Source organism: Mucilaginibacter gossypii (assembly GCF_900100945.1).
Taxonomy (GTDB): domain Bacteria; phylum Bacteroidota; class Bacteroidia; order Sphingobacteriales; family Sphingobacteriaceae; genus Mucilaginibacter; species Mucilaginibacter gossypii.
Map to the genome: position 1 here is coordinate 37,895 of NZ_FNCG01000022.1, position 20,685 is coordinate 58,579.

Genomic DNA, 20,685 nt, shown 5'->3' on the forward strand with positions numbered 1-20,685 from the left:
GAAATATTCACGACACGACTAAGAAACCATACTGTTTTATTTATACCATAAAACCATTTCATCATTTAAGTCGCCCCAATCATACCGCCCTAAACTTGTTTCATGGATATCCAGCCTATTGTGAAATAAGCCGAAAGCCATCGCATTTATAAAATGTTTTTGTCCGCTTTCATTTTCCAATAAAAACACTTTATAGTTATGATTTACTACAAAACCATGATCTTCAATTAATTTTATGTTTTGATTTTCATCGGTTAATGATATTTCCAATCCTTCAAAAACCGAATCAATAATCAGTGTTCTCACCCCTTTAAAAATGATATCGATGTTATATTCTCTTTCACGGCTTCTCATGCTCCTGATTAATAATTGGCTATGAGATACAAGATAATCCAACATTTTAAATTCGCTTGAAAAATCGGAGAATATCATAGTTTTTATATTAAAAGTGCTATATCAAACTTAATTATTTTATATAGATAATATTCTTCACAGATTTACACAAAGCGATCAATATTTACACCACCCAAACATTGCACAAATAAAACATTCCGCCTAACCATTATCTTTGCAGGCAAAATATGATCATTCAACAATTTTACGATAAAGGCCTGGCGCATGGTTCATATGCCGTGATCCGTACGGGCAAAATGATAGTTATTGACCCGGCCCGTAACCCGCAGCCTTATTATGATTTCGCGGCCCAGCACGATGCCGATATTGTAGGTGTTATCGAAACCCACCCGCATGCGGATTTTGTAAGTTCGCACCTCGAAATTCATGAAACCACAGGCGCTGTAATTTATTGCAGCAAGTTAACCGGCGCAACATATCCGCACGAAACTTTTGATGACGGCGACGTTATCCAGCTTAACGATATTAAACTAAAAGCCATCAATACTCCCGGTCACTCGCCCGATTCTATCTGTATTTTACTGGTAGATGAAGAAGGCCGCGAAACCGCCGTCTTTACCGGCGATACACTATTTGTTGGGGATGTAGGCCGACCGGACCTGCGGGAAAATGTAGGTAACATTACTGCAAAAAAAGAGGAACTTGCCCGCCAGATGTTTCAAAGCACCCGGCAAAAACTCATGACCCTTCCCAAAAACGTAGTGGTTTACCCGGCGCACGGCCCGGGCTCGTTATGCGGTAAAAACATGAGCCCCGAGCTGGAAAGCACCATTGGCCGCGAACTGCGCGAAAATTATGCCTTACAACTGATGGATGAGCTGGAATTTGTTAAAACGCTTACCACCGATCAGCCTTTTATGCCCAAATACTTCGGTCGTGATGTGCTGTTGAATAAAAACGGGGTACCGGGCTTTGAAGACAGCATTACTGCTGTACCCCGTATGGAGGAAGGCAGCGCGTTGGAAGCTGACATTTTAATAGTTGATGGCCGTCCCAAAGCACAGTTCAGGAGCGGTCACCTGCATGGCGCTATTAACCTGCAGGATGGTGAAAAATTTGAAACATGGCTGGGTTCCATTATCGGCCCTGATGAGCAGTTTTACCTCATTGCCGAAAATGATGATAAGCTTGATATCCTGATTAAAAAAGCAGCCAAAATAGGTTACGAACAAAATATCAAAGGCGCATTGTTGGTTCCTGTAAACGCCAATGAAGTATCCCCCGATCTTGATTTAGACGCCTTCAGGGCAAATGAAAATGATTACACGATAGTTGATGTACGCAATCAGGCAGAAGTTGCGGCAGGCAAGGTCTTTAAAAATGCCGTTAGTATACCTTTGCCCGAACTGCGCGAACGCGTTAGTGAGATCCCTGCCGATAAACCTGTCATAGTGCATTGCGCTGCAGGCTATCGTTCGGCTGCCGGTGTGAGCATTGTTTCGGCTGCAATAAATGCCGTACCGGTTTATGACCTGGGTGAGGTGGTAACGGAGATGATGAAAGAGGTTCATGGCTAATGGTGATGGATGATAGTTCATGGATCATGGCCAATAAGGTCTTGGAAACTATGAACTATGAACTATCATCCATAAACCATGAACTAAGTATACTACCCAAAACTATGAACTATCATCCATGAACCATGAACTAACCATAGTCCCCACAGCCGATGGCTCAAATACAATTTACAATGCCGAAGTAGGTGAGCATTACCACTCGCGCCACGGGGCTTTGCAGGAGAGCTTGCATGTATTTGTTAAATCAGGCTTACAATATTTCCTGGAGCGGAATAACACCAGCGGGGTTAGTATCCTCGAAGTTGGTTTCGGCACCGGACTCAACTTTCTGTTAACGGCCGATGCTTGTACCGGCACGCAAATAAAACTTGATTACACCGGTATCGAAGCTTACCCCGTAAGCGCCGAAATGATGGCGCAAACCGGCTACCAGCAATACATCCCGGGGCTGCTTTGGGAACAATTCAACAATAATTATTCTGCTGCATTAACAGGTAAAGTTCAAATCGATGCCACAAACCAGCTATGTATCGCTCACAGCAAGCTGCTTGATTTTAACACAGACGAGCAGTTTGATATTATCTATTTCGACGCCTTTGCCGCAGCCCATCAACCCGAAATGTGGGATGAAGAGGCCATCAGTCATACTGTTAGCTTTTTAAAACCGGGTGGTGTGTTTGTTACCTATGCTATTACCGGCAACCTGAAACGCATGCTCAAAAGCCAGGGCTTTAAAATAGAGAAAGCACCCGGAGCACCCGGCAAACGCGAAATGCTCAGGGCAGTAAAACTTTAATCTTCCTGTTATAAAAACCGGAAGCCTACATTGAATTTCAGTGTGAAACCATTGGTAGTCGGCAATTCGCGATAAGCAAACTGGCCCTGGGTTGCCGCGCTGCGGGTAGCGTAAATAATGGGGCCGCCGCAAAGTGAAAACGCCAGCCGCGAATTTACAGGAGCGTAATTAAGCGACGGACCGATCAATAAACGGGCACCGCCTTCGGCTTCATCGGCTTCCCAAAAACCTTCCAGGTCCTGCCCTACCGCTTCAAAACCGCCGAAAAGCTGGCCCGAGATATGACGGTGCACACCAACGCTGGTTATCAAATCCAAACCATCGCGGTGAGTTGAAAACGCTTTTTCAAAGCGAAGATTAGCGCCAAGCTTCCATTTTGATACCTCATATGCCGCGGTTATACGGCTGAACGCTACAGCATCACTGTTAAACTCCCTTCTGAAGCCCAGGCTCGCCCCCGCCCTGAAACCCATAGGCTGAGTGCCGCCAATAAAATCACGCAGTACCTCGGCTTGCTGCAGGGTACGCACACCACCATTGTTACTAAAGCCTGTACCCAACATGGCCATTAAGGTAAACTTATTGCCCAGGTACCCCCTGGCCGAAAAATTTTGATCAACACCATCAAAACCCAGGGGTGTAACGGTGTGCTCACCATATCCGCCCGAATAATTTAAACTCCAGTTGCGCCCTTGCGGATTAAGTGTGCTTATAGTAAACAAAAAAGGCTGCGGTTGGCTGAAGGTGCTATTGGCCACATCGCCGGCAGGCTGCTGTTGAGCATAGCTTGCTTTAATTATCGAAACAAAAAGAAGGATAAACAGGTAAGTTTTTTTCATGGTAAAATGTGCTTATGGGTAGCATTAACAATTGGCTAATAAAATTAATTAATGTTAGTTTAAAATTAATGATACAGTAAGTTTTCATTAAAGATGTTATCATACCTTTGCAGCATAAGTATTCATTATAAATAATTTATGCCTCTAAAAGCCCCTGAAACTGCCCCTACCGCCTCCATCGCGTTCGACAGGTTACTCATAATAATGGACGACCTGCGGGCCAATTGCCCATGGGATAAAAAGCAAACGCTGGAAAGCCTGCGCCACCTTACCATTGAAGAAACCTACGAGCTAAGCGATGCCATTTTAGGCGGCGATATGCCCGAAATAAAAAAAGAGATTGGCGATATTATGCTGCACCTGGTTTTTTATGCCAAAATAGCTTCCGAAACCAACGACTTTACTATTACCGATGTTTTGAACAGCGTTTGCGACAAACTCATCAACCGCCACCCGCATATTTATGGCGACATTGAGGTGCAAAACGAAGAAGATGTAAAACGTAACTGGGAGCAGATCAAACTTAAAGAAGGCAACAAATCTGTTTTAGGCGGCGTACCCTCTTCATTGCCGGCACTGGTAAAAGCATCGCGCATACAGGAAAAGGCGCGTGGCGTTGGGTTTGACTGGGAGGAGAAAAGCCAGGTTTGGGCAAAAGTTGAGGAAGAGATGCGGGAGTTTAAAAACGAATTTAATGCCGAAGATGAAAGCACTATCGACCATGAAAGGGCCGAAGCCGAATTTGGCGACCTGCTGTTTTCACTGATCAATTATGCCCGTTTTATTAATATCAACCCGGAAAACGCCCTCGAAAAAACCAATAAAAAATTCATTAGGCGCTTTCAATACCTGGAGCTTAAAGCGCAGGAAAACGGCAAACAGCTGCATGACATGAGCCTTGCTGAGATGGATATTTTTTGGGACGAGGCAAAAAAACTGTAAATAATACAGCCCGGCTGTAGCGTTTAGTTAAAAACGTGCGTAATGGTTAAAAATTGATAACGAGATAAGATTATATGAAACGTAATTTATTTTACCTGCTTCCATTACTGTTAACATTAGGCGTAGCCTGCTCGCCCAAAAATGAGGTTGTTCCGGTTGCTCAGCCACAAGGTAATTTTACAGGCGTATTTGGCGCGCTTGTTAAAAAAACAACTGGTACCGGTTATGATACCATTCGGGATACCATAGCTTTAAAACTTACTGCAACTTCATTTAAAGTAGCTGCCGATACCAGGAAACACGTAGCAAGCTACGGCTCATTTGCTTACAACGGATATTATATTCAGTTTAACGATTCATCAGCAGTAGTACCGGGTGTTAATAAATTTCACCTTAAAAGTGTTTACCAGTATTACTATGATGGCACTATACTTCAAATGCAGCGTAACAGCAACGGCGATACGTTAACTGTTCAATACAATTTGAAGAAAACTAATTAACTACTTTTTATTGTTTTATTACGTTGCCGGTGCCACATTGAGGGTACCGGCTTTTTTTGATTACTACAGCAAATAATCCGGGCAATTTTTTTTTATTTTGTATCATTTAACTCTTTTGCTGCGTAAAGGCTTTAAAACAACATTTAGCGGAACTAAGTACATTTAATGCATCCACCCCCTCGCATTACCGAAGAAGAGATCGTAAGGCAATGCAAAAAAGGCAGCTTAAAACATCAGGAATTGCTGTATAAGCAGTTCTATGGCTATGCTATGGGTATAAGTTTGCGTTACAGTTTAAACCGCGATGATGCCCTTGAAGCTGTAAATGACGCTTTTATAAAAGTGTTTAACGCTATTGGCGGCTACAATATCGATAAGCCGTTTAAAGCCTGGCTCCGCACCATTTTGGTTAACACAGCCATCGACCGCCGGCGCAAAGACCTTAAATTCCAGCTTAATGTTGAATTGGAAAATGCCGCCCCTATCAGGAGTAATATGGGGCCAGTTGATAATTTAAACGTACAGGATATTTTAAAATTGATGGTTGAACTCCCGGCTATACAACGAACTATTTTTAACATGTATGAGATAGACGGCTATGACCATGACGAAATAGCCACAACGCTCGGCATCCCGGTAAGCTCATCACGCGTTTACCTGAGCAGGGCGAAAGAAAGATTAAGAAGTATATTAAGAAAAGAAGCACAAAACCATGGATGACCAGTTGGATAACGACTTAAGAGACCGCATCAGGGAAGTGTTTGATAATTACGAAGACACTACCGCTGATGAAGGCTGGCTGCTGCTCAGGGAGAGATTCCCTGTTCAGGAAAAACAGCGCCGCCCGGTTTACCTATGGTGGGCAAGCGCCGCTGCTGTCCTGTTATTGTTTTTGAGTATAGGCTTATGGATAGCATCGAACAAAAATAATGTTAATAATGATGGCCAAACATTTTCGGCTAAACCGGTAAAACCTGCGCTGCCGCAAAGCAACACAGCAGATAGCAATGTTCAAAACGTTACCCCGGCACAGCCTCCTGTAACAACTAAGCAATCACCTGCAACAAACCTTGCGGGCAACAATAACACCCAATCCTCAGCAACAAAACTGAATCCGGCAGGCAACACCCCGGCAAATAAATCAAACGTACTTGCAAACAATAGCGCTTTAAATAAACCGGCGGGCAACGCAATCGTAAATCAACCGGCAGCAACCGTACCATCGTTTACACCTGTGCCGGCAAATCCTGTAACTGCAAACCCAGTTAACGGTATTGCCAAAACCAACGTGCCCCCTACAGTTCAACCGGCTAATAACAGTGTAATCAACGTAACTCCGGCTAAAAAAGCTGATAGTGTAAAATCTGTATTGCAGCAAACCAACACGCAGCAATACGCTAATAACCCTGCTGTACAGCCTCCGGCAAATACCAAACCTGTTACTGCAAACCCGCCTGCTGTTCCATCAGTAGTAAAAGTAAAACCAAAGATCAACTCTATGGAATCTTTACTTGCCAGCGATCAGGATCAGCCTAAAAAACCTGATATGGACATGAACGAACGCAGGGTAAAATTCAGTGTTTACGCGGCTACATTCTTTAACTACGCTAAGGGCAGCCAAAACCAGGTAAATGCCGGCGCCGGCTTTACATCTGATATTAAGCTAAGCAAAAACCTCAAACTTTCTACCGGTTTAGCTTTGGCCCAAAACACGCTTAATTACAATAAAAACCAACCCTCAAATGTTGCGGCTGCGGTGTCATTTTCGCCATCATTAAGCACAGCCTATAACACCCTGGCCGATTTTAGTAAAGTATCGTCTACACCTTCATTTAAAAACTACAGTGCTAACCTGATCGGCCTGGATATTCCTGTTAACCTTAAATATGAATTTAACCCGCAAAAAAATGACACTTATATTTCTGCAGGTTTAAGTTCGGGCACATTTATAAATGAAGCCTACACGGCAAGTTACAGTTACCCGGGGTTGGCACAGGCTGCAGGTGTACAACCGCAAACATCCGATGAAACAACGCACAAAAGCTTCAATAGCTTTTATTTTGCCAAAACCCTGAACGTAGCATTTGGTGTTGGCTATCCGCTTGGCAAAAGCAACAGGATAATTATTGAACCATTTTTGAAATACCCGCTTGACGGCCTTGGCTCGCAGCAGATAAAATTTGGGGCAGGCGGCTTAAACCTGAAACTGAACTTTACAACACATAAAAAATGAAAAAGTACATCCTTATCCTTGCCCCATTGTTGATTAGTGGGTTGCAGCTCCGTGCTCAAAAGTTAGAAGTTACTGTACAGGCCAACACCGGTTTATTTCATTTTGCGGGTAAATCATCATCGGCTACCACCCAGGTATTACAAGGCTCAATCACCGGAGATCCGATGAACCGTGCCAATAACCCATACGGCAGCAAAAATGGCTTTAGCTATGGTGGTAGTATCCAGGTTCAAACCGTGTCAAAAGGCGGGTTTATAGTCGGGCTGCAGGGGGGATATGAATTACTACGAAGTAAAGTTAATATCGATAAATACTCACCGATTACAACTGTCTTGTACGGTGACTATTTACCTATAACAGCAAATGATCCCAGGTTTGCAGTAACCGGTCATGTTGCTTTCCAAAACCAGAGTATTAACATTAACCCGTATATAGGTTATCGGTTTCAGCTTAATAAAGTTAAGCTTGATATTTTACCGGGGATGGATATTGGTCTGATACTGGATAGCAGGGACAAAGGTGAAGTAAAAGATAAAGACGGTAAAATTTATAAAATTGATTTTAAAAGAAGCAAAGCACCAACCGATGTTAGATTACGCCTTGGTGCTGTAGCCAGTTACGGGCGCTATGGGTTAAATGCAAGCTTTGCCCATGGCCTGACCAATTATATGAAAGACATGGTAGGCGATGCCTCCTTTAATGCGCATAGTGAATATTTTAGACTGGGATTAAGTTACCGGTTGCTTTAAACTTATTTAAACTGGATAGCCTTTACAGGCGAGATCCGGCTTACCAGCGTTGAAGGTATAATAAGTACAAGGAGGCAAATGATCAGCGTACCAATATTGAGGACAACAATATCAAAAATATTAAACTCAACCGGCACAAAGGTCATGTAATAGGAAGCCTGGTCCAGTTGGAAAAAATGAGTGTACATCTGGAAATAGCCGAGGCCTATACCCAGTAAATTGCCCAATAGCAGCCCAAATCCTATCAGGTAACTGGCATTGATCAGGAATATTTTGCGGATGGCCCAGTTAGATGCCCCCATGGCTTTGAGCATCCCGATCATAGCGGTTCGTTCAAGGATCATGATCAGCAGGGCCGATATCATATTAATAACAGCGACGGCCACCATCAATACCAGCATCACTACCGAATTTACATCCAAAAGGTTGAGCCACTCAAATATGGTAGGGTAATCTTCTTCAATGGTATACTCTTTCAATTTTACCGGCAAAACAGTCTCGAGCGCATAGGCGGCTTCATTAATATGATCAAAATCGGCTACGCGTAGTTCGTATTGGCCTATCTCGTTCGGCTTCCAGTTGTTAAGGCGGTTAATGAGCGATAAGGCACCTATCACAAAGGTTTTATCAACCTCTTCAACCCCGATATTGAAAATACCTTTGATCTTAAACTGGCGCCTGCGCAGATCATCTTCCACAAAATACATCAGCAGCTTATCCCCTACTTTCAGTTTAAGCCTGTCGGCCGTTGTTTGCGAAATCATGATCTCCTTTTGCGCCTCAACCGAATCGGCAAAGCTGATCACCTCGCCGGCTACCATCATTTTTTTAAAGTAGCTCCAGTCGTAATTTTTGTCAACGCCTTTAAGTACCACTCCTTCAATTTCATTATTAGCCTTAACAATGCCCGGTTTGGTGGCCACCGGCATTACGTGGGTAATAAACGGACTTTTAAGCGCGCGCTTAACAAATTCACTATCAGCAGGAAATGAGGAACTTTGGTAAGAGTTATTCAGGTCGAACTTAACCACACGGATGTCGCCGGCAAAGCCCCGAACTTTATTGCGGATTTCGTGTTTAAACCCTTTAACGATAGCAAGTGACAGTATCATTACACCAAGGCCCAGCATAATGCCTATTATTGCAATACGCACTATCAGTTTTGAAAATGTGCGTTTTGATTTAAATGTTATACGGGCTGATATAAAGGAGGCGAAACTCAATGGCAGACTGATTTTTTGTACCTTCGCAAATATGCGGTTTTGCTGTTAAACCTGCTACTTTTAAAATTGTTTCAACTCAAAATTTTATGAATAAGATTTGTGCTTTTTTACGATTTGCCCTGATAACAGTTTTACTTGCAAACACGGCCTGCAGCCAGGCAACCAATTATAAAAGCTGCAAGACGGCATCCATCTCAAAAAACAAAAAAAACAGCCCTATTATTCCCGGAGCTGATCAGATTCCGCTGTATATTAACTATCTTAAGGGAAAAAATATAGGCATGGTGATTAATCAAACTTCGGTTATTGGTAAAAATTTAACTGCCAGTGTAGATAGTTTGGTGCATTTAGGAGTAAACGTAAAAAAGATTTTTGGCCCCGAGCATGGTTTTAGGGGTAATGCCAGTAATGGCGCTACTGTTGGCGACACTCAAGACCCTAAAACCGGTTTACCTGTGATCTCGCTGTACGGTAACAAACATTATAAACCAACCCCGGCCGATTTGAAGGGTATCGACCTCATGATATTTGATATACAGGATGTTGGCGTACGCTTTTACACTTATATTTCAACCCTGCATTACTTAATGGAGGCCTGTGCCGAAAACAATGTAGAGCTCATGATATTTGATCGCCCAAACCCTAACGGTTATTTAATTGATGGCCCTGTTCTGGATACGGCTAACCGTTCATTTGTGGGCATGCACCCCATCCCCATCGCCCACGGTATGACTATTGGCGAATATGCCCAAATGATAAACGGCGAAGGCTGGTTAAAAAATGGGGTTAAATGTAAACTGAAGATCATTAAAGTGGCTAATTACAAGCATAATTTGCCTTATACCTTACCCGTAAACCCTTCGCCCAACTTAAATACGCCTATATCAATTTTATTATATCCGAGTACCTGCTTATTTGAAGGTACAACATTTAGTTTGGGCAGGGGTACGCTCTTCCCCTTTGCCGTACTGGGGCACCCGGCGTTGAAAGGTAAATACAGTTTTTCGTTTACGCCCAAAAGTATCCCGGGTATGAGCGAGAACCCGCCGCAGAAAGACCAGGAATGTTTTGGCATTAATCTGCAAAATATTCCGCCAACTGATATCACGGGTACAGGTGTTATTAATTTGAAATGGCTCCTGGAGTTATATAACGCATTTCCGGATAAGGACCATTTCTTTAATGCCTATTTTATAAAGCTTACGGGTACAGCCGAACTAAGGAAACAAATTGAAACCGGCAAAACCGAAGATGAGATCCGTGCTGGCTGGCAACCCGGACTAACTAAGTTTAAAGCTATACGCAAAAAATACTTACTATACGAATAACAGAATAAAGCACATCTAATACCTAAACATACTATGAGAATTATATTTATGGGTACCCCTCAGTTTGCCGTTGCCTCGTTAGACGCTTTAATTAAAGCCGGCAGTGATATCGTTGCTGTTGTTACAGCGCCCGATAAACCGGCCGGAAGGGGACAAAAAGTTAGTGAGTCGGCTGTTAAACAATATGCCGTAGCTAACGGCCTAAAAGTGCTGCAACCCGAAAAACTTAAGAATGAGAATTTTATTGCCGAATTGAAAGCATTGAAAGCCGATCTGCAGGTTGTTGTAGCCTTCAGGATGCTGCCCGAAGCAGTTTGGAACATGCCTGCCAAAGGTACCATAAATTTACACGCCTCATTATTGCCTCAATACCGCGGCGCCGCCCCCATTAACTGGGCGCTGATTAACGGCGAAAAAGAAAGCGGCGTAACCACCTTCTTTTTAAAACACGATATTGATACCGGTAACATCCTGTTCACCGAAAAAATAACCCTTACCGGCCATGAAGATGCCGGCGAATTACATGACCGCCTCATGAACAAAGGTGCAGGGCTGCTGGTTAAAACAGTTAAAGCGGTTGAGAGCGGACGTTACAACGAACACCCGCAATCGCAATTAGCCGAGGGGACAGAATTGAAACACGCGCCAAAGATTTTTAAGGATGATTGCCGGATTGACTGGATACAACCAGCTTTGTCGATCTATAACAAAATTCGCGGGCTGAGCCCTGTACCCACCGCATACACCGAGCTTAACGGCAAAAGCCTAAAAGTTTATGCATCTGAATATCAATTATCAGAACCGGCCATACAACCCGGCGGCTTTTTAACCGACAATAAAACCTATTTGAAATTTGCGGCTAAGGATGGTTTTGTGTTGCTAAAAGATATTCAGTTAGAAGGCAAGAAACGCATGGGTATTGAGGACTTTTTAAGGGGTGTGAAGTTGTAAGAACATTTCGTTGAGCATCAGGGCTCTATGCGATAGACCCTGATGGGACGGGAAGTTAATATCTACGATTGTCATTTCGACGAACAGTGAAAAGGTATTGCAGGGCTTGAGGAGAAATCTTATAAGCCCTGTAACAAGGCAGGGCGTATAAGATTTCTCTTTCGCTCCTGCGCTTATTCCCCCGCTCGCTCTATCGAAATGACATTTTTGTTTATATGAGTTGATTTTTAATTTTTTACTTCATAACCATTATTGCTCCTATCCACATCCGGGTAGATCTTTTCAGGATCGATAACTACTTTGGCGACAGCTGCTTTTTTATCACCGGTAAAGGAATAAACGCTGCTATACTCCCAAATCTCAGCCGGGAATTCACGATGCTCTTTTGAGCCATCAGCATAAGTTATTTCAACAACCAAAGGCATGGCTGCTTTGTTCATATTTTCGACTGTAATAATAGGCTGGGAACCCGCCTTACTTTCTACTTTAACAATTTTTTGATCGAGGCGATAGTTTTCGAGGAACATCGATTTCCAAAACCAGGTTAGGTCTTCGCCGGCCGAACTATCCATACTCCTAAAAAAGTCCCATGGGGTTGGGTGTTTATAGGCCCAATCACGGATATATTTTCTGAAAGCACGATCAAAACGCTCCGTGCCTAAAATTTGGTTACGCAAAAGTGCTAACGAATAAGCCACTTTTTGATATTGCAACGGATATACCTGGTTGCCGGGTAAAGCATCAGGACGGGTAACAATAGGCAATAGCTTTTCCGCAAACAGGGAATCAAGCGGACTATCGATCTCTACATAACCTATAAACTCACCTTTATTGAAAGCTTTGGTAGCAATTTTGTCAATGAACATATTAAACCCTTCGTCCATCCATGCGTATTTACGTTCATTGCTGCCCACTACCATCGGGAACCAGGTATGGCCCAGCTCATGGTTTACTACTGCAAAATACATATTGCCGGTATCTTTTGCCGAGCAAAAAACCATGCCGGGGTACTCCATACCATCCAGGTTTGAAGCAACGTTAACCGCTTTGTTATAAGGGTATGGGAACCATTTTTCGGAAAAATGCTGCAAGGTAAATTTGATATACTCCGACGAGCGTTTCCAGCTACCTTGTTTCTCTGATTCTACCGGGTATACCGAGCTACCCATTACCCGCCTGCCATCGGCAAGTTTAAAACTCAAGCCTTCCCAAACAAATGAGCGCGAGGCCGTCCACGCGAAATCCCTTGCATTATCCAGTTTAAATTTCCACGTACAGGTAGCTTTTGCAGGCCTTGATGAAGGGTCGGTTACTTCTTTTGCTGTACGAATCTGCACCGGCACATCACTTTGTTTGGCAGCCTGCCAGCGCTTGAGTGCGGTTGGTGTTAGTACTTCTTCAGGATTGAGCAGATCTCCAGAGCTTTCCACAATAAGTCCCGATGGCACTGTGATATTAACCCTGAAATTACCATACTCCAGGTAAAACTCACCGTTACCTAAGTACGGCAGCGTGTTCCATCCTTCTACATCATCCAAAACACACATCCTGGGGTACCATTGTGCTACAGCATAAATATTGCCATTTTTTGTTGGAAGGATATCGGTGCGGTTAACCAGGAAATCAGCATTTTTATAATTGACCGGGAAGTTGTACCTGTACCGGATACTAAAGGTTATGGCCTGCCCGCTTAACAGCGGCTGTGCCAGCTCAAGCTGCATCCGGGTATCATAAATATGATATTTAATGTTTCCAACTTTGTTTCCGGCAAGCTGCACGCCTTCTACCTGGTATCCGCCATCAGGAGTAGTTTTTTCAGGATCCTGGTAAAGAAATAGCTTGGATTGAATCCCCCGCGAATCTTTTTTGAACACATTTTGTTCCAGTTGCAACCACAGTGCCGAAAGGGCTTTGGGGCTATTATTGGTATAAGTAATTGTAGCTGTACCGGTTATGACGTTGGTTTTATCATCAAGCGCTACATCAATTACATAATCGGCCTTGTTTTGCCAGTAGGCAGGGCCAGGTTCACCGGCAGCGGTACGATATGAGTTGCCCGGAGGTAATAAGGGTTGTGCCGGGAATAAATCTGAAGGACGATACTTAGTTTGGGCTGAAGAGATATCGGTTGCTAATAAACACAGGGAAACGATAATTAGCTTTATGTTTTGTAGGGGTCTTAACATATTAATAATTTAATAAACGGAGATTTGAAATTTTTACAGCTCAATATAATAAAAGTTGATGATCTGTAAAACGTGTTTTGTAGAGGCACATCACATGCGGCTCCCATAGGACAAACAGTATCAGGACAAGTCACGGAGAAAACTGCTACTACTCTACAGGCACAAGTGAGCATGTACACTGGCCATCGCTCAACACTTGCGCCAATAATGAACTACTTATTTTCATTTTTCTGGATTTTTCACTCCCCGCCCAAAACTTCCATAACCGCCTGCGCCTTCAACAAACATTCTTCATATTCATTTTCGGCGATAGCGTGATAAGTTATAGCTCCACCTGCGTGAAACGAAAGGTATTTATTGGAGGAATTATAAAGCAATGAACGGATCACTACGTTAAAATCAAAATCATCATCCGGACTGAAATAGCCTATTGCACCTGAGTATACGCCACGCTTACTGCGCTCATATCGCTCCATTAACTGCATACAGCTAACTTTCGGGGCACCTGTCATGCTGCCCATCGGGAAAGTGTTTTTGATGGCCTGTACGTTTAAAAGGCTGTCCTTTATTTCACAAACCACCGTAGAGATCATCTGGTGCACCTGCTTAAAGCTGTAGATACCAAAAAGTTCTTCGGTTTTAACCGTGCCGGGTTTAGCCGATCTGGTTAAATCATTTCTTACCAGGTCAACAACCATTACGTTTTCCTGCAGTTCTTTGGGATGGCTGCGCAGGCTCTGTTTAGCCTGTTCATCGGCTTCAATATCATCCATCCTTTTAGCCGTACCTTTTATGGGTTGCGAAATGAGTTTACTTCCCCGTTTAGCCAAAAATCGTTCGGGCGAGGCGCCGAGAATATAATTCCCATTCCATTTAAAAAAAGTGGAGAACGGATTGGGCGAAACTTCGTTCAGTCTCGTAAAAATCTCCAGCGGATCAAGAAGTACATCCTCTGCAAAAAATTCCTGGCAAAAGTTAGTGACATAAATATCGCCCTGGGTAATGTGCTCTTTTATTTTGTTTACCGTGTCAATGTATTCCTGCCTGCTGAAGCGTGGGGATAGGTTGATATTAGCCTGCTGTACAGGTTCAATTAAACCCTGCTCAATGATTGATCTTACGACAAGTTCGGGATTATCTGAAATAATTTCAGCCTCCTCCCCCCTTATCAAAATCAGATGCTGAGGAACAAAGAAATACAGGTCTGGAAATTCTAAACCATCGGGATTGGTGGATGTAAGCGCTTCAATTTCATTTTTGAGGTCATAGCCCAGGAAACCCGTCATCCATCCGGGGTTACTTTTCCTGAACTCATCAAGCTTATCAAAAGCATTACCGGCGTTAGCATTCAGAGAGGTACGGGAGCCGACCGCTATCAGCGTATCAAATTTGGAATAGGGATCATTAAATCCGTTCGAATCAAGATAACACAGTGTGTCAAAAGTTGCAGCCCATTGCAACGCCTTTATTCTGAATCCCGGCAGATCATTAACCTGTACTATCACCCTGCAAAAATAACCAAGTAAATGAAAAAGGCCGGGATGCCCGGCCTTTTATTCTTATTATTAACCCTAATTAATATAGGGGATAACCTATTAATGTAATGTTAAAGTCTGCTTCCTGTCCGGACCTACAGATAAATATTTCACTGGTACGCCAAGTTCGGCCTCAAGATAATCAATGTATGATTGCAGCTTAGCCGGGATCTCAGACAGTTCGGTAATACCAGTCAAGTCTTCGTTCCAGCCATTAATTTCCTTGTAAACCGGCTCTGGTTTAACTGAGCAAATATCGTAAGGCATATAATCAATCTGCTCGCCCAGGTAGTTATAATGAGTAGCAGCATAAATTTTATCGAAACCGCTTAATACATCAGCCTTGGTCATTACCAGTTGAGTAACGCCATTAAGCATAATAGCGTATTTTAAAGCAGGAAGATCGATCCAGCCGGTACGACGTGGCCTGCCTGTAGTAGCACCAAACTCATGGCCTACTTTGCGTAGTTCCTCACCTGTTTCGTTTTCCAGTTCGGTTGGGAACGGACCGCCACCTACACGGGTGCAATAAGCTTTGAAAATACCTATTACTTCGCCAATTTGCTGTGGGGCAATACCTAAACCTGTGCAAGCGCCGGCAGCGGTAGTATTTGATGAAGTTACAAACGGATATGAACCAAAATCAATATCAAGCATAGCGCCCTGAGCACCTTCTGCTAAAACTTTTTTGCCTTCTTTAATATAGTTGTTAACCAAATGTTCAGAATCAACAAGCGGGAATTGGCGTAAAACATCGAGAGCTTCAAAAAACAATGTTTCGCGTTCTGAAAAATCTGCTACCTCGCCGTAAAGCTGCTGCAGCATTGATACGTGTTTATCAACCAGCTTCTGATAACGCTCCTTAAAATCGGGCAGGGTGATATCACCAATACGTAAACCGTTACGACCGGTTTTATCCATATAAGTTGGACCAATACCTTTTAAAGTTGAACCAATTTTGCCTTCACCCATCTTTTTTTCATTAGCGGCATCAAGCAACTGGTGAGTTGGTAATATCAGGTGTGCTTTTTTAGCAATTAAAAGATTCTTTTTGGCCAACAGGTCATGCCCCGCATCTTTTAATTTATCCAGTTCTTTTTTCAGGGTGATAGGATCAATCACCACACCATTACCAATAAGGTTCATGGTGTTTTCAAAAAATATACCTGAAGGAATGGTGTTTAAAACAAACTTTTTACCGTCAAACTCTAAAGTATGACCTGCATTTGGTCCGCCCTGGAAACGTGCAATCAGGTCGTAACCTGCGCTAAGCACATCAACAATTTTTCCTTTTCCTTCATCGCCCCACTGGAGGCCTAATAATACGTCAACAGCCATTAATTTATCGTAAGTTCAAGAATATGTGTTATGAAAGGGGGCAAAGTTAAATTTTTCTGTCACAAAAACCCTCTCTTAATTTGGCACAATTACCATAAAGATTTAAAGAGTGGTGTTTGATGTCAAATTTTAATATATCGCCCATCATACTCTGGATCTGCTGGATGCGCGGATCGCAAAACTCAACCACTTTACCACAGTCGATGCAAATGATATGGTCGTGCTGTTTGTAGCCGTATGATTTTTCGAACTGGGCCATGTTTTTACCAAACTGGTGTTTAGTGACCAGATCGCACGAAACCAACAGCTCAAGCGTATTGTAAACCGTTGCACGGCTTACACGATATTTTTTATTTTTCATGTGGATGTACAACGACTCCACATCAAAGTGATCTGTACGGGAATATATCTCTTCGAGTATAGCAAAACGTTCAGGGGTTTTCCTGAGGTTTTTATTTTCGAGGTAGGCCTCAAAAATTTTTTTAACCATTGGTATGGTATCCTGCTGTGACATAATGATGTATTAACGGGGCAAAGTTATTAATAAATTATGGATTAGAGAGACAAGAGGTCAAGAGTCAAGAATCAAGATTGGTGAATTCTGTCTTGCCTCATAATTCTTAATTTCCTGCTTCTTTCTTGCTTCTTGACTCTTGACTTCCTGCTTCTATCCTCACGATGCTTTTTCAATTGCCGAATCAAAACGGTTAACCGCGGTTACGCCTTTTACTTGTTTTAGGTTTTTAATCAGGGTATCAAGGTGACTGGTGTCATTCACATACAACATCAGCGAGCCTTCAAATATACCATTATCACTATCAACAGTGATAGATCTGATGTTTATTTTAAAATCATTTGATATTACGGTGGTAAGCTTATTGATCAGCCCTACCTCATCAATACCGGTAATACGCAAACCGGTAAGAAAAGCAAGCTCCTGCTGATTTGTCCAGCGGGCTTTTACTATCCTATAGCCGTAGTTGGCCATGAGCTTAGCCGCATTGGGGCAATTGGTACGGTGGATCTTGATACCGTCGCTTACGGTAACAAAACCAAAAACATCATCGCCGGGGATAGGGTTACAACAATTGGCCAGCTTATAATCTATTTTTTGCATATCCTCGCCAATAAGCAGGATATCGCTGTCTTTAGCCTTGATATTTTTGATGAGGTTTTGAACCTGCTCCTGGTCAATTTTATCCTGCGGCTTATTATCAATCACTTTTTCGGATGCCTGGTACTCTTTCAGGTCCTTCATATCAATAATGCCCTTGGCAACATTGTAAAAAAGATCCTGAGTGGCCTGCAGCTTGAAAAAGTAGCTGATCTTTTGCAGGTTTTCGGAATTGTAAGTGATCTTAAGCGATTTCATTTTACGCTCCAGGATCTCTTTACCATCCTCGGCAATTTTGCGTTTCTCCTCTTTTAAAGCCGACTTGATTTTAGCCTTAGCCTTAGCGGTAACCACAAAGTTAAGCCAGTCTTCCTTAGGTGTTTGTTTGCCCGAGGTAATGATCTCTACCTGGTCGCCGTTCTGGAGCTTGTAGCTTAGCGGCACCAACTTATGGTTTACCTTGGCACCTATACAGCTTGCGCCTACGTCGGTATGGATCTCGAAGGCAAAATCAAGCGCTGTAGCATTTAAAGGCAACTGGATCAGCGCTCCTTTTGGCGTAAAAATGAAGATCTCATCGCTGAAGAGGTTCATCTTAAAATCATCGATGAAGTCGAGCGCGTTGGTATCGGGATTTTTGAGCATTTCGCGCACTTTATGTACCCATTGGTCAAGGCCGCTGTCGGTGCTGGCTTCCTTGTATTTCCAGTGTGCAGCAAAACCTTTTTCGGCAATTTCGTTCATGCGCTTGGTACGGATCTGTACTTCAACCCACTGCCCCCGAGGGCCCATTACCGTGGTATGCAATGACTCATAACCGTTGGCCTTGGGCGATGAAATCCAGTCGCGCAGCCTGTCCGGGTTTGGACGGTACTGGTCGGTTACTATAGAGTAGGCTTTCCAGCAATCAGCCTTTTCATGTTCAGGGGCGCTATCCAATATAATCCGGATGGCGAAAAGATCATATACCTCTTCAAAAGGTATCGATTTCTTTTTCATCTTATTCCAGATGGAGTGGATAGATTTCGGTCGCCCGAATATATCGGCCTCAAGCCCCTGGCTTTGTAATGATTTATTTATTGGCTCGATAAAATCACGGATAAAACGCTCGCGTTCGGCCTTTTTCTCGTTCAGTTTATTTTTGATGAACTGGTAAGTTTCACGTTCCATATATTTCATGGAAAGGTCTTCCAGCTCAGATTTTATGGCATACAAGCCCAGGCGGTGTGCCAGGGGCGCATACAGGTAAACCGTTTCTGATGATAACTTAAGCTGCTTGTCCCTGGGCATAAACTCCATGGTACGCATGTTATGCAGCCTGTCGGCAAGCTTAATCAATATCACCCTTACGTCGTCGGCAAGGGTAAGCAGCATTTTACGGAAGTTTTCGGCCTGCAATGAGCTGTTGGTATCAAATACGCCTGATATTTTGGTAAGGCCGTCAATAATTTTGGCCACCTTTTTACCAAATTCCATCTCAATTTCATCAAGCGTCATGTTGGTATCTTCAACCACATCATGCAGCAGGGCGCACACTATTGAGGTGGTACCCAGGCCAATTTCTTCGGCGGCTATCTGGGCAACAGCAATAGGGTGATATATATAGGGTTCGCCGCTTTTACGGCGCATATCCTTATGGCTTTCAAGCGCCATATCAAATGCCTTGCGTATCATGCGTTTATCGCCCTTTTGCAGGGTTGATTTACAGGCACGCAACAAAGCACGGTATCTTTTTAGTATCTCGTTCTTCTCGGCTTCCAGGTCTATCACTAAGTCTTTCATGTACGGGGTATTAGCGGTATTCAATCATAAACATGCAGCAAATAAATATTATTGCAGGTATTAGTAAAATACCAAAAAAAATTACATTATTTTTGTATTAAGTAAAAATATGAAATTTATTGGTTTTACGCTGCTGTTATGTTGCTTAATGGGTGCTGCAAAGGCCCAAACAGCTACGCCTGCACCCGTAACTCTTGGCAAAAATGATACCATCAAAACAGCGATGACCAACCTTGACGGTGAGCTTGTGCCATGGATAGTTGAGCCGGAGGTTAGAATTGTAGATACCCGTATTTTTGCGAGCGAGGCCGATAGGCTAAACTACCGTCGTTTGCGTTATAATGTAATGAAAGTACTGCCTTACGCACGTTTTGCAGGGCAAAGGTACCGCCAGTTACAACGCGACCTTGCCGTTACCGCCGACAGGAAAAAACAAAAAGAACTCGTAAGCACCTGCGAGGGTGAAATAAAAAACCTGTTCAATAAAGAGATCAAAAACCTGACAATTAGTCAGGGCGAAGTTTTAATTAAGCTTATTGACCGCGAAACCGGGCAAACCAGCTTTGCTATGGTTAAAGAATTAAAAGGCGGCTTTAAGGCTTTCATGTTCCAGTCGGTAGCCAGCATATTTGGTCATAATCTCAAAGAAACCTACGACCCTGAAGAACAGAAGGATATCGAGGCCATATTAAATCAGGCCGGATATAATTCATACAGCAATTAGTTTAATGGATAACAAAAGCATTTACCGGTTTAACGTTAAAAAGTTAAACGGTGAAGAGATCAGTCTTTCCGAATATAAAAACAAAGTTCTTTTAATTGTAAACACGGCATCACAGTGCGGTTTTACACCTCAGCTAAAAGAATTGGCAGCTTTAAAAACTGAGCTTGCCGGCAAGGACTTTGAAATTCTTGCATTCCCTTCAAATGATTTTGGCGGCCAGGAACCTTTAGACGGTGAGGCTATTGCCGTTTTTTGTGAAGCCAATGGAGCAAATTATCCCATATTTGAAAAAATAAGGGTACGCGGCCCCTATGCCGACCCTTTGTATCAATTTTTTGCCGATAAAAAGGAGAATGGCAATGTGCGGTCGGTTCCGCGCTGGAATTTTCATAAATTTTTGATTGATAAGAATGGGCATGTAGTTGATTTTTACTACCCTTTCACCAAACCAAACTCCTCAAAAATCAGGCGAAAGATTGACCGCCTGCTGACAGCGGCGTCTAACCAATGAATT

The 20,685-nt window shown here is 43.0% G+C and carries 19 protein-coding genes; 11 read left to right on the forward strand and 8 right to left on the reverse strand.

Annotated elements, in window-relative coordinates:
• Positions 1 to 36 precede the first annotated feature (36 nt).
• Positions 37 to 432 (reverse strand): hypothetical protein, encoded by a 396-nt coding sequence (locus BLS28_RS27370; RefSeq protein WP_091175246.1) that lies wholly within the window; start codon positions 430 to 432, stop codon positions 37 to 39.
• A 149-nt stretch (positions 433 to 581) separates the two neighbouring features.
• On the opposite strand from BLS28_RS27370, the gene BLS28_RS27375 reads away from it, so the two are divergent.
• Together BLS28_RS27375 and mnmC2 are read left to right on the forward strand one after the other, a co-directional pair.
• The gene (locus BLS28_RS27375) at positions 582 to 1,931 is read left to right on the forward strand and encodes an MBL fold metallo-hydrolase (protein ID WP_091175249.1); all 1,350 of its coding nucleotides are present in this window, start codon (positions 582 to 584) and stop codon (positions 1,929 to 1,931) included.
• Between the two features lie 118 nt (positions 1,932 to 2,049).
• Positions 2,050 to 2,727 carry a tRNA (5-methylaminomethyl-2-thiouridine)(34)-methyltransferase MnmC2 gene (gene mnmC2 / locus BLS28_RS27380; RefSeq protein ID WP_091175252.1) on the forward strand — a complete coding sequence of 226 codons (678 nt, stop codon included), beginning with the start codon at positions 2,050 to 2,052 and terminating at the stop codon, positions 2,725 to 2,727.
• Between the two features lie 8 nt (positions 2,728 to 2,735).
• Here the strand turns inward: mnmC2 and BLS28_RS27385 are convergent, their stop codons facing one another.
• Complete coding sequence (locus BLS28_RS27385) at positions 2,736 to 3,566, reverse strand: hypothetical protein (RefSeq protein ID WP_091175255.1); 831 nt, start codon at positions 3,564 to 3,566, stop codon at positions 2,736 to 2,738.
• 138 nt (positions 3,567 to 3,704) lie between these two features.
• Between BLS28_RS27385 and mazG the strand changes: the two genes are divergently transcribed.
• The 5 genes from mazG (at position 3,705) to BLS28_RS27410 (ending at position 7,990) form a co-directional block, all read left to right on the forward strand.
• Positions 3,705 to 4,508, forward strand: coding sequence for a nucleoside triphosphate pyrophosphohydrolase (gene mazG, locus BLS28_RS27390; RefSeq protein ID WP_091175259.1), 804 nt, complete (start codon positions 3,705 to 3,707; stop codon positions 4,506 to 4,508).
• Between the two features lie 74 nt (positions 4,509 to 4,582).
• On the forward strand, positions 4,583 to 5,008 hold the full coding sequence (locus BLS28_RS27395) for a hypothetical protein (RefSeq protein ID WP_091175261.1): 426 nt from the start codon (positions 4,583 to 4,585) through the stop codon (positions 5,006 to 5,008).
• Positions 5,009 to 5,173: 165 nt separating this feature from the next.
• Positions 5,174 to 5,728: an RNA polymerase sigma factor gene (locus BLS28_RS27400; RefSeq protein WP_090528126.1), complete on the forward strand. Its 555-nt coding sequence runs from the start codon at positions 5,174 to 5,176 to the stop codon at positions 5,726 to 5,728.
• Positions 5,721 to 7,241: a hypothetical protein gene (locus tag BLS28_RS27405; RefSeq protein WP_091175265.1), complete on the forward strand. Its 1,521-nt coding sequence runs from the start codon at positions 5,721 to 5,723 to the stop codon at positions 7,239 to 7,241. Before BLS28_RS27400 ends, BLS28_RS27405 begins: the two co-directional genes overlap by 8 nt.
• Positions 7,238 to 7,990, forward strand: a complete 753-nt coding sequence (locus tag BLS28_RS27410; RefSeq protein WP_091175268.1) for an outer membrane beta-barrel protein — start codon at positions 7,238 to 7,240, stop codon at positions 7,988 to 7,990. The genes BLS28_RS27405 and BLS28_RS27410 overlap by 4 nt, the downstream gene beginning before the upstream one ends.
• A 2-nt stretch (positions 7,991 to 7,992) precedes the next feature.
• On the opposite strand, the gene BLS28_RS27415 is transcribed toward BLS28_RS27410, so the two are convergent.
• Entirely contained in the window at positions 7,993 to 9,144 is a 1,152-nt protein-coding gene (locus BLS28_RS27415; RefSeq protein ID WP_311085185.1) for an ABC transporter permease, read from the reverse strand.
• Positions 9,145 to 9,299: 155 nt separating this feature from the next.
• Between BLS28_RS27415 and BLS28_RS27420 the strand changes: the two genes are divergently transcribed.
• Positions 9,300 to 10,541 carry an exo-beta-N-acetylmuramidase NamZ family protein gene (locus BLS28_RS27420; RefSeq protein WP_091175274.1) on the forward strand — a complete coding sequence of 414 codons (1,242 nt, stop codon included), beginning with the start codon at positions 9,300 to 9,302 and terminating at the stop codon, positions 10,539 to 10,541.
• 33 nt (positions 10,542 to 10,574) lie between these two features.
• Positions 10,575 to 11,492 carry a methionyl-tRNA formyltransferase gene (gene fmt / locus BLS28_RS27425; RefSeq protein ID WP_176844577.1) on the forward strand — a complete coding sequence of 306 codons (918 nt, stop codon included), beginning with the start codon at positions 10,575 to 10,577 and terminating at the stop codon, positions 11,490 to 11,492.
• A 227-nt stretch (positions 11,493 to 11,719) separates the two neighbouring features.
• Here fmt and BLS28_RS27430 read toward each other — a convergent pair whose 3' ends face one another.
• From BLS28_RS27430 to BLS28_RS27450, 5 genes are all read right to left on the reverse strand, one after another.
• Positions 11,720 to 13,678: a M1 family metallopeptidase gene (locus BLS28_RS27430; RefSeq protein ID WP_091175278.1), complete on the reverse strand. Its 1,959-nt coding sequence runs from the start codon at positions 13,676 to 13,678 to the stop codon at positions 11,720 to 11,722.
• A gap of 239 nt (positions 13,679 to 13,917) precedes the next feature.
• On the reverse strand, positions 13,918 to 15,183 hold the full coding sequence (locus BLS28_RS27435; RefSeq protein ID WP_256337554.1) for an anthranilate synthase component I family protein: 1,266 nt from the start codon (positions 15,181 to 15,183) through the stop codon (positions 13,918 to 13,920).
• A 90-nt stretch (positions 15,184 to 15,273) separates the two neighbouring features.
• Positions 15,274 to 16,551, reverse strand: a complete 1,278-nt coding sequence (locus BLS28_RS27440) for an adenylosuccinate synthase (RefSeq protein ID WP_091175280.1) — start codon at positions 16,549 to 16,551, stop codon at positions 15,274 to 15,276.
• Positions 16,552 to 16,597: 46 nt separating this feature from the next.
• Positions 16,598 to 17,065 (reverse strand): Fur family transcriptional regulator, encoded by a 468-nt coding sequence (locus BLS28_RS27445; protein ID WP_091175283.1) that lies wholly within the window; start codon positions 17,063 to 17,065, stop codon positions 16,598 to 16,600.
• Between the two features lie 159 nt (positions 17,066 to 17,224).
• Positions 17,225 to 19,447: a RelA/SpoT family protein gene (locus BLS28_RS27450; protein ID WP_090529622.1), complete on the reverse strand. Its 2,223-nt coding sequence runs from the start codon at positions 19,445 to 19,447 to the stop codon at positions 17,225 to 17,227.
• A 109-nt stretch (positions 19,448 to 19,556) separates the two neighbouring features.
• Between BLS28_RS27450 and BLS28_RS27455 the strand changes: the two genes are divergently transcribed.
• Both BLS28_RS27455 and BLS28_RS27460 read left to right on the forward strand, forming a co-directional pair.
• Entirely contained in the window at positions 19,557 to 20,171 is a 615-nt protein-coding gene (locus tag BLS28_RS27455) for a DUF4294 domain-containing protein (protein WP_091175285.1), read from the forward strand.
• Between the two features lie 4 nt (positions 20,172 to 20,175).
• Entirely contained in the window at positions 20,176 to 20,682 is a 507-nt protein-coding gene (locus tag BLS28_RS27460) for a glutathione peroxidase (protein ID WP_091175288.1), read from the forward strand.
• Positions 20,683 to 20,685: the final 3 nt, after the last annotated feature.

What these genes read in the sequence shown, in the direction of transcription:
- BLS28_RS27370 (WP_091175246.1), bottom strand. Translation starts at nt 432, where the DNA reads ATGATATTCTCCGATTTTTCAAGCGAATTTAAAATGTTGGATTATCTT.
- BLS28_RS27375 (WP_091175249.1), top strand. Translation starts at nt 582, where the DNA reads ATGATCATTCAACAATTTTACGATAAAGGCCTGGCGCATGGTTCATAT.
- mnmC2 (WP_091175252.1), top strand. Translation starts at nt 2,050, where the DNA reads ATGAACCATGAACTAACCATAGTCCCCACAGCCGATGGCTCAAATACA.
- BLS28_RS27385 (WP_091175255.1), bottom strand. Translation starts at nt 3,566, where the DNA reads ATGAAAAAAACTTACCTGTTTATCCTTCTTTTTGTTTCGATAATTAAA.
- mazG (WP_091175259.1), top strand. Translation starts at nt 3,705, where the DNA reads ATGCCTCTAAAAGCCCCTGAAACTGCCCCTACCGCCTCCATCGCGTTC.
- BLS28_RS27395 (WP_091175261.1), top strand. Translation starts at nt 4,583, where the DNA reads ATGAAACGTAATTTATTTTACCTGCTTCCATTACTGTTAACATTAGGC.
- BLS28_RS27400 (WP_090528126.1), top strand. Translation starts at nt 5,174, where the DNA reads ATGCATCCACCCCCTCGCATTACCGAAGAAGAGATCGTAAGGCAATGC.
- BLS28_RS27405 (WP_091175265.1), top strand. Translation starts at nt 5,721, where the DNA reads ATGGATGACCAGTTGGATAACGACTTAAGAGACCGCATCAGGGAAGTG.
- BLS28_RS27410 (WP_091175268.1), top strand. Translation starts at nt 7,238, where the DNA reads ATGAAAAAGTACATCCTTATCCTTGCCCCATTGTTGATTAGTGGGTTG.
- BLS28_RS27420 (WP_091175274.1), top strand. Translation starts at nt 9,300, where the DNA reads ATGAATAAGATTTGTGCTTTTTTACGATTTGCCCTGATAACAGTTTTA.
- fmt (WP_176844577.1), top strand. Translation starts at nt 10,575, where the DNA reads ATGAGAATTATATTTATGGGTACCCCTCAGTTTGCCGTTGCCTCGTTA.
- BLS28_RS27430 (WP_091175278.1), bottom strand. Translation starts at nt 13,678, where the DNA reads ATGTTAAGACCCCTACAAAACATAAAGCTAATTATCGTTTCCCTGTGT.
- BLS28_RS27440 (WP_091175280.1), bottom strand. Translation starts at nt 16,551, where the DNA reads ATGGCTGTTGACGTATTATTAGGCCTCCAGTGGGGCGATGAAGGAAAA.
- BLS28_RS27445 (WP_091175283.1), bottom strand. Translation starts at nt 17,065, where the DNA reads ATGTCACAGCAGGATACCATACCAATGGTTAAAAAAATTTTTGAGGCC.
- BLS28_RS27450 (WP_090529622.1), bottom strand. Translation starts at nt 19,447, where the DNA reads ATGAAAGACTTAGTGATAGACCTGGAAGCCGAGAAGAACGAGATACTA.
- BLS28_RS27455 (WP_091175285.1), top strand. Translation starts at nt 19,557, where the DNA reads ATGAAATTTATTGGTTTTACGCTGCTGTTATGTTGCTTAATGGGTGCT.
- BLS28_RS27460 (WP_091175288.1), top strand. Translation starts at nt 20,176, where the DNA reads ATGGATAACAAAAGCATTTACCGGTTTAACGTTAAAAAGTTAAACGGT.